This is a genomic window from Rubrobacter sp. M3-4 (assembly GCF_059772285.1).
In genome coordinates this window covers 37,320-54,209 of sequence record NZ_JCBAJP010000013.1, presented here as the reverse complement: position 1 = coordinate 54,209, position 16,890 = coordinate 37,320, and the positions used below count along the sequence as shown (strand labels likewise).

Here is a 16,890-nt window from a genome sequence, read left to right as displayed (position 1 = left end):
CCATACCTCCTCTCATGTGAAGAGTTTCAGCCAGAGCGCCAGGGCGGAGAGCGTCACGAAGAGGACCGGCAGGGTGATCCTGATCCCCACCTTGAAGTAGTATCCCCAGCCCACTTTCACACCTTTGCGCTGCAGAACGTGCAGCCAGAGGAGCGTGGCGAGGCTGCCTATGGGTGTGATCTTGGGTCCCAGGTCGCAGCCGATGACGTTGGCGTAGACCATGGCCTCCTTCGCGAGGCCCGCCACCGGGACGGAGTTTATCGAGAGAGCCCCTATCATCACCGTGGGCATGTTGTTCATGATCGAGGAGAGGAAAGCCGTCGTAAATCCGGTCCCCAGAGCCGTCGCCCAAACCCCTCCTCCGGAGAAGAACCAGAAGAGATTCTTGAGGTAGCCGGTGAGCCCGGCGTCGTTGAGACCGAAGACCACTATATACATCCCCAGCGAGAACACGACTATCTGCCAGGGGGCCTCGCGCACCACCCTGCGGGTAGGGATGATCTTCTTGCGCTCGGCGATGAGGAGCAAAGCGATGGCTCCCGCCCCGGCCGTCACGCTCACCGGCACCCCCAGAGGATCCCCGAGGAAGTACCCGAGGAGCAGCAAAACCAGAACCCACCAGCCAGCCCTGAAAGTCAGCGGGTCTCTTATCGCCTCCGCAGGACGCCTGAGTTGCTCCACATCGTAACGCCCCGGCACGTCCCTGCGGTAAAAGAGGAAGAGCACCGCGAGGCTCGCCAGGATCGAGGCGAAGTCCACCACCACCATCACGCTCGCATACCGCCCGAACCCGATGTCGAAGAAGTCGGCGGAGACGATGTTGACCAGGTTGGAGACGACCAACGGAAGGCTCGCGGTGTCGGCGATGAACCCGGTCGCCATCACGAAGGCCAGGGTCGATCCAGCACCGAACCCCAACGCCAGAAGCATCGCTATCACGATCGGCGTGAGGATCAGAGCAGCCCCATCGTTGGCGAAGAGCGCGGCGATGGCCGCCCCGAGCAGGACGATCAGGGCGAACAGCCGGTATCCGCTGCCCCTCCCCCACCGCGCAACGTGCAGCGCAGCCCACTCGAAGAACCCGGCTTCATCCAGAACGAGGCTTATCAGGATCACCGCCACGAACGCCAGCGTGGCGTTCCAGACGATCCCGATCACCTCGGGTACGTCCGAGAGCGAGACCACCCCCGTGGCCAGCGCCGCAAGCGCCCCCGCAGAGGCACTCCATCCTATCCCGATCCCCCTCGGTTGCCAGATGACGAGCACCAGCGTCCCGATAAATATGATCAGCGCCAGAAACAAACCTACCCCCTCTCTTCTACACACGCCGGAGCGCGGCGCTCCTGCAAATAAGATCAATCTACGTTGAACTATCGGGTATGGAAGAGCAGCATCCCCTGCTTGCGTGGACCGCTCAGCCGGCGCTGGCGGCGTGGGGACCGCAGTTGGGCTGCCTGGGTCGGATGCGCTGCGGGTCGAAGAAGCCGCCGAAGAGCTCGTTCAACTCTTCGAGCGCCTCCCGGTTCACGGAGTAGTAGACCCAGCGGGCATCGGTGGGGTCCCGCTCCACCTCCACCAGACCAGCCCGGCGCAAGACACCGAGGTGGTGGCTGATGAGGTTCGGCGCCATCTCCAGCGCATCCCCGATCTCGCAGTTGCACTGCACACCCTGCATCAACAGGTCGAAGATCCTCAACCGCCTGGGATCGGCCAGTACCTTCAACCACGCGGCAACGGCCTCCGGACTCTCTCGCCGCGAAGCCGGCTCGGTTGTCATCTCCCCCATCCTTCCATATACTTCGCTTTCAGTTGATTCAATTTTCTTTGAAATTTATAGTCTCGTCATCCGGGAGTGTCAAGGAGGTAGCGATGAAGAAGAAGCGGGCTCTGTTCGTGTGCACCCACAACTCGGCGCGCAGCCAGATGGCCGAGGGGTTTCTACGGCATCTGGCGGGGGAGAGGTTCGAGGCCATGAGCGCGGGGACGGAGGCCACGGAGGTGAGGCCGGAGGCGGTGGAGGTGATGCGGGAGGTCGGGGTGGACATCTCGCGCCAGGAGTCGAAGACGCTGGAGCGCTATCTCGGAGAGCCCTTCGACTACGTGATAACCGTCTGCGATCAGGCGAACGAGGCGTGTCCGGTCTTTCCGGGGGCCGGGAAGCGGCTGCACTGGTCCTTCCCGGATCCTTCTGCGGCGCGGGGTGGTGAGGAGGAGAGGCTTGCGGTCTTTCGGGAGGTGCGGGATAGGATCCGGGAGCGCATCGAGCGGGAGCTTCTCGCTTCCGAGGGGTGAGTCAGGAGGTGCGGTGTCTCTCGACGGCGCGCCGCACCATCCCGCAGGACTCCCGCAGGAGAGCAGCCGCCTCCTCCCGGCCGACATCGCAGAGCGCCATCACGACGGCAAGCTTGGCCGATCCGTCCGCCTCGCGCAGGAGCCTTTCGGCCTCTTCGTCTGAGACGCCCGCGGCCTCTCCGACGATCCTGCGGGCCCGGCGGCGCAGCTTTTCGTTGGTCGCCTGCACGTCGACCATCAGGTTCTCATACACCCTCCCGAGCCGGACGAAGGAGGCCGTGGAGAGCATGTTGAGGACCATCTTCTGCGCCGTACCCGCCTTGAGGCGGGTGGAGCCGGTGAGGATCTCGGGTCCGGGCACGACCTCTATACCAACATCCGCGGCCCTGCCGAGCTCCGAGCCGGAGACGCAGCTTATACCCACCGTGGCGCAGCCGGCCTCCGCGGCCCGGCGCACCGCGGCCACGGTGTAGGGGGTGCTCCCGCTCGCGGCCACCCCGACCACGACGTCGCGCCTCGAAAGCCCGATCTCATTGAGGTCCCGCCCGGCGGCCTCCACATCGTCCTCGGCACCCTCGATGGGGTGTAGCAGGGCCTGCTCCCCGCCTGCGAGGAGCGCCACCACACGCTCCGGGTCCACCCCGAAGGTCGGGGGGAGCTCGGCGGCGTCGAGCGCGGCGAGGCGTCCGCTCGTCCCGGCCCCGACGTAGACCCAGCGCCCGCCCCGCCGCCAGCTTCCGACCAAAAGCTTCACGGCCCGTGCTATCTGGGGCAGCGCCCGCTCGACCGCCCCGGGCACCGTGCGGTCGGCTTCGTTCATCAGGCGCAGCACGGCAGAGGTGTCGAGAGCGTCGAGGTGGGTGCTCTCCGGGTTGCGGCGCTCGGTCTCGGGGAGATCGCTCAAATCATTCCCCTTCCGGGATTCCGGCTCCGGCCGAAAAGGAGGACGCCCCTCTTTGCACATCCGGCCCCGGACGACACTCAGCCTCCTCCCTGGTCTCGGATCATGTCCGTTACGTCGAGCACCCCATCCCGGCCGGCTTCGAGCGCCACCTTCGCCGCGCCGTCGAGCGTCTCTCCTTCCTCGACGAGGAGCAACTCGACGAGCATCGGCAGGTTCACCCCGGAGACGACCCGGAGGTTGCGTTCGAGGGCGATGCGGGCGCAGACGTTCGAGGGTGTCCCGCCGGGGAGGTCGACGAGAAAGAGCACCTCCCCGCCGAGCCGCTCCACCTCGGCAAGCACCTTCTCGCGCAGCGCGTCCGGGCCCTCCTCCATCCCGAAGCCCACCGCCGCGGCGCGCTCGGGCTCACCCGCGATCAGGGCGGCGCTCTCGAGCAGCGAGGCGGCGAGACCACCGTGGGCCACCACTACCAGACCGACCATCAGCGGTAGAAGCGGCTTCGCGGGCGGTAGCGGGAGAGGAGCGCCTCGTTGCGCTCCTCGACGCCGGGGAGGTTCTGCGAGGCGAAGACCGGGGGCTCCGCCCCGGAGGCGGCCCTGAGACAGGCCACCTCGACCGCGAGCGCGTTCAGCAGCGCCGCCCCGACCACGGTGGAGAGAGGCCCGGCCCGCAGGCCATCGGCCCCCTCGCCGAGCACCCCGGAGAGCTCCACCGCGGCGTCGCCGGGTGGGACGCGGGTGTCTATCGTCACGTCGGCGAGCTCGAAGAGCCTGCGCCCGGAGGGGTGGCGGCTCTCCACGCTCCGGCTGTGGGAGAGCGAGGTGATCGCGACGATGCCGAGACCCCGCTCGCGGGCGCCGAGCGCCATCTCGACCGGCACGGCGTTTATCCCGGAGTTGGAGAAGACGACCATCGCCTCCCCCTCGCGCAGCTCCTCGCCCGAGAGCAGGACCTCCGCGTAGCCCTCCAGACGCTCGAGCGCCGAGGCGCGGCTTCCGCCGAAGGCCGTCAGGTTGGGGTCCAGGATGGGGTTTACCGGGACGAGGCCCCCGGCCCGCCAGAAGGCCTCCTCGACCAGAAGGTGCGAGTGACCGGTGCCGAAGACGTGGATCACGCGGTCCGGCTCCCCCTCCAGGGAGTCCGCGAGGAGCCGGGCCGCCTGTAAGAGGTTGGGTCTTTCGCGTTCGATCTCCTGGTGCGCCCGGCGCACGCGGGAGAGGTAGGCCTCGATGCCGGCTCCGGGCTGCATCAGCCGGCGACCCCCGGCAGGTACTCCATGAAGCTCTTGAAGCCCTCCTCTGGCATCATCCGGGCCGTCATCCGCACGCCCCGGCGGTCCAGCTCGCGGAAAGCCTCCACGTCCTCCGGGGTGACCGAGACGGAGCGCTTGACCTGCTTCGCCCCCTCGTGGTGGCTCATGTTGCCGACGTTGATCTCTTCGATCTGCACCCCGGAGTCCAGAAGCCGGATCACGTCCGCAGGGCGCTTGACGATGAGGAAGGTGCGCCTGCGCGAGGCCTCACCGTTCTTCAGGGATTCAGCCGCCTCCTCCACGGTCACGATCTCGGTCTTCACCCCGCTCGGGGCAGAGAGGGGGAGGAGCATCTTCTGCATCTCGTCGGCGGCGACCTCGTCGTTTGCGACGAGGATGAGGTCCGCCCCCACCTCCCGCGTCCAGCGTACGGTCACCTGGCCGTGGATCAGCCGCTCGTCGATGCGCACGTGTCTTATGGGCATACTTCCTACTGCCTCCCTTTCGCTGCCGTCTTCAGCCAGGATACTCCAGGATTCCGGCGACCGAGAGCACCACCCCCAGCACCAGGAGCCCGAGTATCGCCCACGTCGGCCTGACCCTGCGCGAGAGCGCGAAGTAGACCAGCGCGACGATGAGCACCGGAACCAACGCCGGGAGGATGTTGTCGAGCTGGTCCTGCAGGTTGAGCTTGACCCTGCCGGAGTGGAAGACGTAGGCGACTTTGGTGTTGATGATCGTCGGGATCAGACCGCCGACGACCGCGAGCCCCAGGATGGAGGCGGCATCGGTGAGCCGGCGGAGCATGCCCCCGGCGAGCTGCCCCACGAGCCGCACCCCACGCCGGTAGGCCGCGACGAAGCTCCACCACCGGAAGGCGGTGAAGAAGATGATCGTGTAGAGGAACACGATCACCGGGCCGACGATGCTGCCTTTGAGCGCCAGGCTCGCCCCGACGCTGAAGACGATCGTGTTGCAGATCGCGAAGAAGAACGAATCACCGATCCCGGCGAAAGGTCCCATCATGCCGGTCTTGAGCCCGGTCACGCTCCGCTCGGGGAACTCCGGCTCCTCGTTCTTCTCCTCTACCGCGATGTTCGCCCCGAGTATGGGAGCGGCCATGAGCGGGTTGGTGTTGAAGAACTGCAGGTGGGTGGTGAGCGCCTGCCGGCGCACCCCCTCATCGGGGTAGAGCTTCTCCATGACCGGGGAGATGACGTGCGCGTACCCGAGCCCCTGCATCCGCTCGTAGTTCCACCCGGACTGGAACCACAGCAGATATCGCAGGAAGACCCGCCGGAGGTCGCGCCGCGTGATCCTACCCTCCGCCGCGGGTTCCTCCTCCGCGGCGGCCGCAGACGTGGCCGCCTCCTCGCCGCCGGCGTACCGGTAGACGAGCGCGGCCATCGCGAGCCCGAGCAGCGCCACGCCGACCAGGTTCACCTTGAGGTAGGCGGCGACGATGAACCCTATGACGAGAAACGGCCAGTACTGGCGCAGCGGGAGCAGCCTGAGGAGCATGGCGATCCCCAAGGCCGGCAGTATCCCGCCCGCCGTCTGCAGCCCGTCGAGCAGCCACTGCGGGCTCTCGCGGACCGCGCTCCTCACCGGCCCGGAGCCAAGCCACACCCCGAAGAAGATCGGGATGGCGCGACTCAACCCCCAGGAGAGCGTACCGAGCATGTTCATCAGCCCGACGCGCCGGAGGTCGACGCTCTTTACGTAGGCGTCGGCCCGGTGCTGGAAGAACAGGTTCGCCATCCGAGCCAGGATGTCGAGCTGGGTCAGAAGCAGAGCTATCGGGACGGCGAGCCCGATCGCCGCCTGCGGGCTCAAACTGGCCTGGCTCGCAAAATATGTGCCGAGGATGGCCCCGGAGGCGTAGTCCGGGATCGAAGCTCCCCCGTAGGTGTAGACTCCCAGGGCCGCAAGCTCGAGCGTCGCCCCTATCGCGAGACCGGTCTTGAGATCCCCGACCAGGATGCCGGTCACGGTCCCGGTCATGAGCGGCCTGCCGAACTGGAAGAAGAGCAGGTTCAGGTTCTCCCAGATGCTGAAGAACCCGAAGGCCGCAAGCACTATCGCCATTACTATGGTGCCGTCCATCTCCTCCTAACCTCCACCTCGCCGGATGAACCTTCCCACCATCCCCTCCTATCTCCCCCATTCATCTCCCATTATGATGTATAGACCACATTATAAATTGGTGGGAGCGACGAGTTCAAGGCCGGGCACAGGTACAATGGTCTGGACCAGAAGAGGAGGTGGAGGTGAGGATAGACAAGAGCAGTCCGATTCCGAAGTACCACCAGCTCAAGGAGATCATAAGGGAGATGGTGGAGCAGGAAGAGCTGAAGGAGGGGGAGATGATCCCCTCTGAGCGGGAGCTGTGCGAGAGGTTCGGGATCAGCCGTATGACCGTGCGTCAGGCGGTGATGGAGCTGGTCAACGAGGGGGTACTCTACCGGGAGCAGGGGCGCGGGACGTTCGTGGCGGCGCGCAAGGTGCAGCAGCCGACGGCGAGGCTGACGAGCTTCACCCAGGACATGCGCGAGAGGGGGATGGAGCCCTCGAGCGAGGTGTTGGAGGTGGAGGTGGAGGAGGCCGGTCTTCTGGTGGCACGGAGGCTCGGGGTGGAGGAGGGGGAGCGGGTCATAAGGCTCAGGAGGCTCAGGCTCGCCGACGGGGAGCCGATGGCGCTCGAGACGAGCCACCTCCTCTACGAGGTTGCGAAGGGGGTTCTGGGGAGGGACCTCGCCGGGCGCTCGCTCTACGAGGAGCTGAGCGCGGCGGGGGTTGAGATCTCACGCGCCGAGCAGAGCTACGAGGCGGTGCCGGTGAGCGAGGAGGAGGCGGCCCTCCTCGGGGTCGAACCGGGGAGTGCGGCGCTCCTGATCGAGAGGGTCACCTACGATGCGGGAGAGAGGCCCTTCGAGTACGTCAGGAGCACCTATCGGGGGGACCGCTACAGGATCACCGCCACCCTCACCCCGGGAGACAGGGTCTGGAGGCCGCCGCACTGAGGCTCCGCCACGCGACGCCGGAGGAGGTCGGGGTCGCACCGGACGCGGCGGCCGGGATATGCCGGGCGGCGAGGCGCGGTGTGGAGATCTCGCGCTACCCCGGCGCGGTGGTGCTCGCTGCAAAAGACGGCCTGATATTCATCCATCGCGCTTTCGGACACGCCGTCCTCTACCGCGACCGGCGGAGGCTGCTCCCCGAGGGTGAGCGCGTCCCGATGCAGGAGGACACCATCTTCGACCTCGCCTCCCTCACCAAGCTCTTCACCGCCATGGCCGCGGTGCAGCTCGCCGAGCGCGGCCACCTCGACCTCGACGAGCCGGTGGCAGGATACCTCCCGCGCCTCTCCGGGAGGGGGAAGGAGAGGATCACGCCGCGCCACCTCCTCACCCACACCTCCGGGCTTCCCGCGCTGGTCCATCTGGAAGATCTCTCCACCCACGAAGAGCGGGTATCCGCGGTCTACAGGGTGCCGCTTCTCGCAGAGCCCGGCACCCGCCACCTCTACGGGGACCCGAACATGATCCTGTCAGGCTGGCTCGTCGAGCGCGTCTCGGGGATGCCGCTCGATGACTACGTCAGGGCGAACATCACCGCGCAGCTCGGCATGACCGACACCTTCTATAACCCACCGGAGAGCATGCGCCCATGCATCGCCGCCACCGAGTACAAGCCGGACCGCGGGATGGTGCGCGGCGTAGTGCACGACGAGAACGCCCACGCCCTCGGGGGCGTGTCGGGGCACGCCGGGCTCTTCTCCACGGCCCGGGACCTTGCGGCGCTGGCGCAGTCTCTGCTCGACGGCGGCGGAGGCATCCTGAAGGAGAGCTCGGTGCGGGAGATGCTCTCCGACCAGACACCGCACCTCCCCGGCTGCGCCCAGGGGCTCGGGTTCGAGCTCGACCGGGAGTGGTACATGGACGGCCTCGCCTCCCCGCAGACGGCGGGGCACACCGGCTTCACCGGGACCTCGCTCGTCATCGACCTGAGGCACCGCGCGTTCGTCATCCTGCTCACCAACCGGGTGCATCCCACCCGTGAGGGGGAGAGCATCAACCCGCAGCGGCGGGCGGTGGCGCGGGCTCTGCTCGAGGCTGTGGATCAGGGGCTGCCGTAGCGCAGCGCACCGCCCTTCCAGACCGCGACGACCTCGAGCTCCGGCGAGAGCGCCACGATGTCCGCGTCGGCTCCGGGAGAGAGCACGCCTTTCCCGCGCGCGCCGACGAGGCGGGCCGGGGTGGTGGAGGCCATCATGACCGCCTCGGGTAGGGTACATCCGGTGAACGCGATGATGTTCCTGAGCGCCTCGTCCATCGTGAGCACGCTCCCCGCGAGCGTCCCGTCCGCGAGCTCCGGCACCCCGTCGCGCAGGTAGACCCGCCGGCCCGCGAGCGTGTACTCCCCCTCCCCCATCCCGGCGGCGGAGATGGCGTCGGTGATGAGCGCCATCCTCCGCGGACCGAGCTTCGCGCAGACGAGGTCGAGAACGTCCGGGTGGACGTGCCGCCCGTCGGCGATGAGGGTGCACACCACCCGCGCGTCGGAGATTGCGGCCCCCGGCAGCCCGGGGCGGCGGTGGTGCAGCGGGCTCATCGTGTTGAACAGGTGTGTCGCACCGCGCGCCCCGAGGTCGAAGGCCCTCCGGGCCGTCACGTAGTCCGCGTCCGAGTGCCCCAAAGAGACCGTAACCCTGCGCTCCACGGCGAGCTCCACGAGAGCGTCGGCCCCGGGAAGCTCCGGTGCGAGCGTGATCAGCCGCACCGGAGCCGCCTCGAGCATCTTCGAGAGGGCCGCCGCATCGGGGGCGGAGAGGTTCTCCTCCGGGTGCGCCCCCCGCTTCTGCGGGTTCAGAAACGGTCCTTCCAGGTGCACCCCGAGCGGCTCCGCCCCATCCCCCCCGAGGGTGAGCCGGGAGAGGAGCGCGGCATACTCCCCGAGCGGCCGCGAGACCACCGTCGGGAGGTAGGAGGTCGTCCCGGTGGAAAGGAGCTTCGCGGAGAGCTCCCCGAGCCTCTCCGGCTCTGTCGCGACGTCCACCCCGAAGGCACCGTTGACCTGCAGGTCCACGAAGCCGGGCACGAGGAAACAATCGGGAACCTCTACCGTCTCGTCGGCCTCGAACGGACCTCCTCCCAACGCCCGGATGACGCCGCCCTCGACGAGCACCCAGGCGTCCTCGAGCACCTCCCTCCCGGCGACGACCCGCCCGCGGAGGGCCAGCACGCTCAAGCGACCCTTCTCCGCAGCGAAGAGGCGGCCTCGCGGTCGAGCAGGAAGAGCGCCCGCGGGTGCTCCTGCAGCATCGAGGCCGGAACCTCCTCGGTGACCGGACCTTTCAGCGCCTCCGCGACCGCTCCGGCCTTGTTCCTGCCGGACGCGAGGAGCACTATCTCCCTCGACTCGAAGATCGTGCGCATCCCGACGGTTATAGCCCGCTTTGGCACCGCCCCCCCGCCGAAATCCCCCGCGTTCGCCCGACGGGTGGAGCGGGAGAGCTCGACGACGCGGGTGCGCGAGGCGAAAGAGGAACCCGGCTCGTTGAACCCTATGTGCCCGTTGCGTCCGATCCCGAGCACACACAGATCCACCCCCCCGGCTTCCCGGATCCCCACCTCGTACCGCTCGCACTCATCTTCCGGGTCTCCCGCCGTCCCGTCCGGAACGCGCACCCTCCCTGGATCCACATCCACCAGCCCGTAGAGGTTCCTCCACATGTACTCGTGGTAGCTCGCCGGATGCCCCGCCGGAAGCCCCAGGTACTCGTCCAGGTTGAAGAACGTCGCCCTAGCGAACGAAAAGCCCTCCTCCCGGTGCATCCTCACCAGCTCCCGGTACATCCCAATCGGCGTCGAACCCGTGGGAAGGAGCAGCACCGCCCCGGGATTCTCCCGCAGCCGCGCCGCCACCACCCGCGCCGCCGCCCGGCTCATCGCCGCCCGATCCTCGACGACCTCCACCCGTACCCTGTACTCCGTACTGGACATGACATCTAGATGTTAGTCTGAACACTCCGTTCGTTCAACCCCGGGCCAGGTCTCGGGAGGAGTGAGGCCTCTATCCGGTACGTCTGAACTCGGCTATGGAGATGGCGAGCATGACCACCCCGATGAAGGCGACGATGGCCAGCTCGAGCCAGACCGGAACCTGCCATCCCCACCAGGTCACGCCGGTAACGAGGGCGTGACGGGTGGCGGCGTTGACGTCGAGGTGGTCGAAGACGGCACGCCGCATGGGGTCGACGGCGTACGTGAGAGGGTTGATGCGGGTGAGCACCTGCAGCCAGTCCGGGAGGTTGGAGAGGGGGTAGAGGGCACCGGAGAGGAAGAACATGGGCATCATGAACATCTGCACCAGGGCGAAGAACGACTGCATGTTCTGTATTCGGGCGGCGGCCATCACGCCGGAGGCGGTGATCGTGAAGGAGAGCAGCAGGATCTCGGCGAGGAGCGTCGCGATCAGAGCGGGAGAGTAGGGAACGCCCACGAGCCCTGCCAGGCAGAGGATTATCACTCCCTGAGAGGTCGCCACGGTGGCGCCGCCGAGGCACTTGCCGATGACGATGGTGCTGCGGCGCACGGGTGCGACGAGCATCTCGCGCAGGAACCCGAACTCCCTGTCCCACACGATGGAGCCCGCCGAGAACATCGCGGTGAACAGCGTGGCCATCGAGAGCACGCCGGGGAACATGAACGTGCGCAGGCTGAGGCCTCCGATCCCGCCGGAGGCCAGCGTGGAGAGGCCTGTCCCGAGCACGAACAGAAACAGCACCGGCTGCAACAGCGAGGTGAACATGCGCAGCCGGTCGCGGTAGAACCGGATCAGCTCGCGCTGCCAGACGATCCTCACGGCCCTGACATCCTGGCGAAGCCCGCGTTCGGGTACACGCACCCGGGCGACACCGGGGGAGGGCACGGCTCTCTCTGCGGACACTGCTCTACCTCCTCGATCGCATGATCATACGCATCTGATCCGCGTCCGAGGCCTCGGCGTCGCGGATGGTGGTACCCGTGTAGGACATGAACACGTCGTCCAGGGAGGGCCGGGAGACGCTCACCGAGCGGATGGGGACTCCGAGCTCGGAGAACAACCGCGGCACGAACCGCTCTCCTCCCGCCACGGCGAAGGTGACGAAACCCTCGTGCACCCCGGCCTCCACTCCAAACCGCTCCCGCAAAGCCTCGATGGCCGCGGCGTCGTCCTCGGTCTCGATCCGCACCCGGTCCTTGCCGACGCTCGCCTTGAGCGCCTCTGGCGTGTCGAGCACGATGATCTCCCCGGAGTCCATGATCGCGATGCGGTCGCAGTACTCCGCCTCGTCCATGTAGTGGGTGGTCAGGAAGATGGTTATGTCCTCGCTGCGCCTCAGTTCCTCGATGTATCCCCAGATCGAGGAGCGGGTCTGCGGGTCGAGCCCTATCGTCGGCTCGTCGAGGAAGAGGACCCGCGGCGAGTGCAAAAGCCCGCGCGCGATCTCGAGCCGCCGCTTCATCCCGCCCGAGAACGTCCCGACCAGGCTCTTCCTGCGCTCCCACAGCCCGACCATCTCCAAAACCCGACGCATCCTCTCCGCCACGGCGGACTTCGGCATGCCGTAGAGCTCGGCGTGGAAGCGTAGGTTCTGCTCGGCGGTGAGGTAGTTGTCGAGCGTCGTGTCCTGGAAGACGAGCCCGATGTTGCGCCGCACCTCGTCCCGCTCAAAGACCACGTCGTACCCCGCGACCTTCGCCTCCCCCGCGCTCGGGCGCACCAGAGTGCACAGCATGTTGATGGTCGTGGTCTTGCCGGCCCCGTTGGGCCCCAGAAACCCGAAGACCTCCCCCGGCTCGACCTCGAAGTCTATCCCCCGCACCGCTTCGACCCCGCCGTAGCGCTTGGCGAGAGAGCGCACCGAGATCGCCGGTCGCTTCACCCCCTCAGCGCTCACCGCCACCCTCCTCCTCGTCCCCGGCCAAAACCCGGTACAGCCGCCGACGGGTCTCCGCCAGGATACGCCGCGCTTCGGCCACCTGCTCGCCGGATCCAGCCTGCACCACCTGCATCGCAGCTACTGCAACCTGCCCGACGAGCCCCCGCATCTCCAGCAGACCTTCACCCAGGTTCTCACACGCCGTCTCCCACGGCGTACCGAGCTCCCCCCGATGCCCGGCCACGTGCGCCCGCCCCTCGTCGGTGAGGTGGACGACCTTGCGCCCCTCCTCCCGTTCTATCCTGACGAGCCCCTCGTCCTCGAGCTGCTGTATCGCCGGATAGACAGATCCCGGGCTCGGACGCCACACCCCCCCACTACGCTCTGTGATCTCCCGAATGATCTGGTACCCGTGCATCGGCCGCTCCTCCAGCAACACCAGGATCGCAGCCCGTACGTCCCCCTGCCCCATCCTCCTGTGGCCTCCCCCGAACATCCTCCCGGCGAAACCACCGAACGGGAAACCCCCTCCAGGCCCGAACGACCCCGCCCCCCGCGCCGCCATCGCAGCCCGTAATTCCCTCGGAAAGAACCTCCCGCCACCGTGCATGCTCCTCGCATCCATCTCTTTCTCCTCTCGATCATCGATATATCTTTAATGCAAAAGATATATCTGAATGTCTCGAACGTCAAGAAGAGGATCGTACGAACGCGGGGAAAAGATGTGGAGCCCCGGTCAGGGGCTCCGTCACGAGGCACCAAAGTGGTGTGGTCTAGCCGGCCGAACCGGCGAGTCTCCGCCAGAAGTCGTCTCGTTCGCCGGGTACGAAGGGCGCGTAGAGGGCGACGCGGTCTATGAGGCCTTCGTAGCGCTCCCGCAGTGCCGGTCCGACCTCGTCGGGAGCGGCCTCGAGCGCGAAGGCGGCGAGCATCTCGTCGGTGACGAGGCGCGGCATCTCCTCCCACCGCTTGCGGCGGGCGAGCTTCGAGAGCTCCTCCCCCACCTCCTGCCAGCCGTGGGCCTCGAGGACGGTGCGGTAGGTCGGGGTCGAGGCGTAGAAGGCGATCTGGGAGCGCATCTCCTCCCGCCTCCGGGAGCGCTCCTCCTCGTCGCGTCCGGTGATGACGAAGGCGCTCGTGGCGAGTTTTATCTCCCGGGGGTCGCGTCCCGCCGCGCGGGCGCCCTCGGAGATCGCGGGCAGGACGACCTTCCTGACGTACTCGGGGCTGTGGAAGGGGTGGACGTGGAACCCGTCGCAGACCTCCCCCGCCACCCGGGCGAGGCGGGTGTTCACCCCTGCGATGTAGACCGGGATCTCGGGGTGCTCTATCGGACCGGGGTTGAAGAAGGGCGTCATGAGGGTGTGATGGTAGAACTCGCCGCGGAAGTCCAGCTCGTCTCCGGTCTGGAAGGTGTGCCAGATCGCACGCAGCGCCAGGACGTACTCGCGCATCCTCGCCGCAGGGCGCCCCCAGGGCATCGAAAAGCGCTTCTCGACGTGCGCCTTGACCTGGGTGCCGAGCCCGAGGATGAGGCGGCCTTCGGAGAGCGCCTGGATGTCCCAGGCGAGCTGGGCGGTGACCATCGGCGAGCGGGAGAAGGCGATCGCGACCGCGCTGCCGAGCTCTATCCTTTCGGTCCCGGAGGCGGCGAGCGCGAGCGGGAGGAACCCGTCGTGCTTGGTCTCGGTGCTCCAGAGCCCGGAGAAGCCGAGCTCCTCGGCCGCGGCCGCCGTCCTCTGCATCTCGCGCAGCGGGGTTCCCTCCACCCCGAGGTTCGCGTCCATCCTCATCACGGCACCAGGATGAGCTTGCCGGTCGTCCTGCGACCCTCGAGGTCGCGGTGGGCCTGCGCCGCCTCGGCGAGCGGGTAGGTCGCGCCGATACGCACCTGGAGGTTGTTCTGCCCGATCCAGGAGAGGACGCTCTCGGCCCGCCACAACAGCTCCTCGCGGGTCGCGGTGTAGTGAGCGAGCGAAGGCCGGGTGACGAAGAGCCCGCCCTTCCGGTTCAGGACCTGCAGGTCGACCGGCGGCACCGGCCCGCTCGACTGACCGAAGAGGACCAGGTAACCGCGCAGCCTGAGCACGTCGAGGTCTCCGTCGAAGGTGGCCTTCCCGACCCCGTCGTAGACGACGTGGACCCCCTCGCCGCCGGTCAGTTCTTTAGTCCTCTCGACGAAGTCCTCCCTGGTGTAGACGATGACCTCGTCCGCACCCGCCTCCTTCGCGAGGTGCGCCTTCTCCTCCGTCCCGGCGGTACCGATGACGCGCGCCCCGCGCATCTTCGCCATCTGCACCAAAAGAAGCCCCACGCCACCCGCGGCGGCGTGCACGAGCGCGGTCTGCCCCTCCTCGAGCGGGAAGGTGCTGTGGGTCAGGTAGTGGGCGGTCATCCCCTGCAGCATCGCCGCGGCGGCGACCCGCGCCTCGACGAGCGTCACGTTCACCGGGACGAGCTCCTCCACCGGGGCGACGACGTACTCGGCGTAGGAGCCGGGGACGCTAGCCCAGGCCACGTAGTCGCCGGGCTTCACCTCCTCCACGCCCTCTCCGACGGCGACGACCTCGCCCGCGCCCTCGAGCCCGAGGGTGAAAGGGGGTTCCGTCGGGTAGAGACCCGAGCGGTGGTAGGTGTCTATGTAGTTGACCCCGGCGGCGGCGACCCGCACGAGCGCCTCGCCAGCTTTCGGCTCGGGCTCGGGAACGTCCTCGTAGCCAAGGACCTCCGGGCCGCCGTGTTTCTTTACGACCACAGCTTTCAAGTGCGCCCTCCCTCTTCCAGAGACCTTCATCGGACATTGTACGGCAGAGCGGCCGCCTCTCCTGCTATATTTGCCGGGACGGGACGAGGGCTTTGAAAGGGGCGAACAAGGCGATGGCGACGGTCCGCGAGGTCACGCACGAGCTTCTGAGGAGGCTCGGGATGACGACCATCTTCGGCAACCCGGGCTCGACCGAGCTCACCTTCCTCGAGGACTTCCCGGAGGACTTCCGCTACGTGCTCGCGCTGCAGGAGGCGAGCGCCCTCGGGATGGCGACCGGCTACGCGCAGGGCACCGGGAACGCCGCGCTCGTCAATCTGCACACCGCGCCGGGTCTGGGGAACGCGATGGGCGCGCTGGTGACCGCCTGGCACAACCGGACCCCGCTCGTCGTGACCGCAGGTCAGCAGGACCGGAGGCACATAAACCTCGAGCCGCTCCTTACCGGCGAGCTCGTCGAGCTGGCGAGGCCCTACGTCAAACGCAGCTACGAGCCCCGGCGCCCGCAGGAGGTGCCCTCCGAGATCCTGCGCGCCTACCACACCGCGATGCAGCCGCCGCGCGGGCCCGTCTTCGTCTCGGTGCCGATGGACGACTGGAACGCGGAGTGCGAGATGCCCCCCTCCCACGAGGTCTCGCACCGGGTCGCGCCGGACCCGGCGGCGATCGAGCGGGCGGCGGAGGTCCTGCGCGGGGCGCACAGCCCGGCGATCGTGGTCGGGCCCGGGGTCGCCCGCTCGCGCAGCTTCGACGAGGTGGTGGCGCTCGCCGAGAGGATGAAAGCGCCGGTGTGGCAGGAGGGGATCGTCGCCCTCGCCGGATTCCCGCAGGGGCACCCTCTTTTCATGGGCTTTTTGCCGCTCGCCCAGAAGGGGGTCTCGGAGACCCTGGCCCCGCACGACGCCGTGCTGGTTTTGGGCTCCGCGGTCTTCCCCTACTACCCGTACGTCCCCGGGGAGGTCGTGCGCGAGGGGACGGAGGTCGTCCAGATCACCGACGACCCCGAGGAGGCCGCCCGCGCCCCGCTCGGGAGGAGCATCTTCGGCGACGTCGCGCTCGCCGCGGCGGACCTCGCGGAGCTGCTGCCGGAGGCCGACCGTCCGGCCCTCCCGGCGCGGGAGGAGCCGCCGGAGCCCGAAGCCGCGGCACCGATGAGCGTGGACTACGTGATGTGGCAGATAGCCCGCGCGCTGCCGGAGGACGCGGTCGTCGCCGACGAGTCCACCTCGAGCAAGGTCGTCCTGCACAGGTACGTCAAGACGAACGACCCGGTCGGGTACCACACCTCGGCGGCCGGGGGTCTCGGCTTCTGCATGCCAGCCTCGGTGGGGCTCAAGCTCGCGATGCCCGAAAGGCCGGTGGTCTGCGTCATCGGGGACGGGTCTGCGATGTACTCGATCCAGTCGCTGTGGACCGCAGCCCGGAACGGCCTCGCGATCCCCACGATCGTCATAAACAACCGCGGATACACGATCCTCAAGAGCTACCGGAACGCGCTCGGGATCTCCGATAGCGTGCCCGGGCTCGACGTGCCGGGGATAGACCTGGTGCAGGTGGCCCGCGGGCTCGGCGCGGACGGCGAGGCGGTCGAGAGGCCCGAGGACCTCGAAGGGGCTCTCGGCCGGGCGCTCGAAGCGGAGGGGCCGTACCTGGTCGACGTCGCCGTGGACACCTCGGTCCCGAAGTTCGCCCGGTAGTCCGCGTCCACGACGAAACCTCTATCGCCCGGCTCTCTCTGGCCACAGAATCCA

At 67.8% G+C, this 16,890-nt stretch carries 18 protein-coding genes; 4 read left to right on the top strand and 14 right to left on the bottom strand.

Annotated elements, in window-relative coordinates; translation table 11 throughout:
• Positions 1-12: 12 nt before the first annotated feature.
• The gene (locus AC6EKW_RS13195) at positions 13-1,302 is read right to left on the bottom strand and encodes an arsenic transporter (RefSeq protein WP_420541869.1); all 1,290 of its coding nucleotides are present in this window, start codon (positions 1,300-1,302) and stop codon (positions 13-15) included.
• A 112-nt stretch (positions 1,303-1,414) separates the two neighbouring features.
• Positions 1,415-1,723 (bottom strand): ArsR/SmtB family transcription factor, encoded by a 309-nt coding sequence (locus tag AC6EKW_RS13190; RefSeq protein WP_273888897.1) that lies wholly within the window; start codon positions 1,721-1,723, stop codon positions 1,415-1,417.
• A gap of 146 nt (positions 1,724-1,869) precedes the next feature.
• Between AC6EKW_RS13190 and AC6EKW_RS13185 the strand changes: the two genes are divergently transcribed.
• Positions 1,870-2,292, top strand: coding sequence for an arsenate reductase ArsC (locus AC6EKW_RS13185; RefSeq protein ID WP_273888898.1), 423 nt, complete (start codon positions 1,870-1,872; stop codon positions 2,290-2,292).
• 1 nt (position 2,293) lies between these two features.
• On the opposite strand, the gene murQ is transcribed toward AC6EKW_RS13185, so the two are convergent.
• From murQ to AC6EKW_RS13160, 5 genes are all read right to left on the bottom strand, one after another.
• Entirely contained in the window at positions 2,294-3,196 is a 903-nt protein-coding gene (gene murQ / locus AC6EKW_RS13180) for an N-acetylmuramic acid 6-phosphate etherase (protein ID WP_273888899.1), read from the bottom strand.
• A gap of 77 nt (positions 3,197-3,273) precedes the next feature.
• Positions 3,274-3,678 (bottom strand): PTS sugar transporter subunit IIA, encoded by a 405-nt coding sequence (locus AC6EKW_RS13175; RefSeq protein WP_498514621.1) that lies wholly within the window; start codon positions 3,676-3,678, stop codon positions 3,274-3,276.
• Entirely contained in the window at positions 3,678-4,445 is a 768-nt protein-coding gene (locus AC6EKW_RS13170; protein WP_498514620.1) for a sugar isomerase domain-containing protein, read from the bottom strand. The genes AC6EKW_RS13175 and AC6EKW_RS13170 overlap by 1 nt, the downstream gene beginning before the upstream one ends.
• Positions 4,445-4,933, bottom strand: a complete 489-nt coding sequence (locus AC6EKW_RS13165; RefSeq protein ID WP_498514619.1) for a PTS sugar transporter subunit IIB — start codon at positions 4,931-4,933, stop codon at positions 4,445-4,447. The genes AC6EKW_RS13170 and AC6EKW_RS13165 overlap by 1 nt, the downstream gene beginning before the upstream one ends.
• 31 nt (positions 4,934-4,964) lie before the next feature.
• Entirely contained in the window at positions 4,965-6,554 is a 1,590-nt protein-coding gene (locus AC6EKW_RS13160; RefSeq protein ID WP_498514618.1) for a PTS system mannose/fructose/sorbose family transporter subunit IID, read from the bottom strand.
• 164 nt (positions 6,555-6,718) lie between these two features.
• On the opposite strand from AC6EKW_RS13160, the gene AC6EKW_RS13155 reads away from it, so the two are divergent.
• Positions 6,719-7,471, top strand: coding sequence for a GntR family transcriptional regulator (locus tag AC6EKW_RS13155; protein ID WP_273888904.1), 753 nt, complete (start codon positions 6,719-6,721; stop codon positions 7,469-7,471).
• An 80-nt stretch (positions 7,472-7,551) separates the two neighbouring features.
• Complete coding sequence (locus tag AC6EKW_RS13150; protein WP_498514617.1) at positions 7,552-8,586, top strand: serine hydrolase domain-containing protein; 1,035 nt, start codon at positions 7,552-7,554, stop codon at positions 8,584-8,586.
• Here the strand turns inward: AC6EKW_RS13150 and nagA are convergent.
• The 7 genes from nagA to AC6EKW_RS13115 form a co-directional block, all read right to left on the bottom strand.
• Complete coding sequence (gene nagA / locus AC6EKW_RS13145; RefSeq protein ID WP_498514628.1) at positions 8,571-9,692, bottom strand: N-acetylglucosamine-6-phosphate deacetylase; 1,122 nt, start codon at positions 9,690-9,692, stop codon at positions 8,571-8,573. The genes AC6EKW_RS13150 and nagA overlap by 16 nt on opposite strands.
• Positions 9,693-9,694: 2 nt before the next feature.
• The gene (gene nagB / locus AC6EKW_RS13140) at positions 9,695-10,453 is read right to left on the bottom strand and encodes a glucosamine-6-phosphate deaminase (RefSeq protein WP_498514616.1); all 759 of its coding nucleotides are present in this window, start codon (positions 10,451-10,453) and stop codon (positions 9,695-9,697) included.
• A 70-nt stretch (positions 10,454-10,523) separates the two neighbouring features.
• Positions 10,524-11,399 carry an ABC transporter permease gene (locus AC6EKW_RS13135; protein ID WP_498514615.1) on the bottom strand — a complete coding sequence of 292 codons (876 nt, stop codon included), beginning with the start codon at positions 11,397-11,399 and terminating at the stop codon, positions 10,524-10,526.
• A gap of 4 nt (positions 11,400-11,403) precedes the next feature.
• Positions 11,404-12,393, bottom strand: coding sequence for an ATP-binding cassette domain-containing protein (locus AC6EKW_RS13130; RefSeq protein ID WP_273888908.1), 990 nt, complete (start codon positions 12,391-12,393; stop codon positions 11,404-11,406).
• Entirely contained in the window at positions 12,383-13,000 is a 618-nt protein-coding gene (locus tag AC6EKW_RS13125; RefSeq protein ID WP_273888909.1) for a PadR family transcriptional regulator, read from the bottom strand. The genes AC6EKW_RS13130 and AC6EKW_RS13125 overlap by 11 nt, the downstream gene beginning before the upstream one ends.
• A gap of 148 nt (positions 13,001-13,148) precedes the next feature.
• Entirely contained in the window at positions 13,149-14,162 is a 1,014-nt protein-coding gene (locus AC6EKW_RS13120; RefSeq protein ID WP_273888910.1) for an LLM class F420-dependent oxidoreductase, read from the bottom strand.
• 5 nt (positions 14,163-14,167) lie between these two features.
• Positions 14,168-15,139, bottom strand: a complete 972-nt coding sequence (locus AC6EKW_RS13115) for a quinone oxidoreductase family protein (RefSeq protein WP_420542089.1) — start codon at positions 15,137-15,139, stop codon at positions 14,168-14,170.
• Positions 15,140-15,231: 92 nt separating this feature from the next.
• Between AC6EKW_RS13115 and mdlC the strand changes: the two genes are divergently transcribed.
• Entirely contained in the window at positions 15,232-16,836 is a 1,605-nt protein-coding gene (mdlC, locus tag AC6EKW_RS13110; RefSeq protein WP_498514614.1) for a benzoylformate decarboxylase, read from the top strand.
• Positions 16,837-16,890 lie beyond the last annotated feature (54 nt).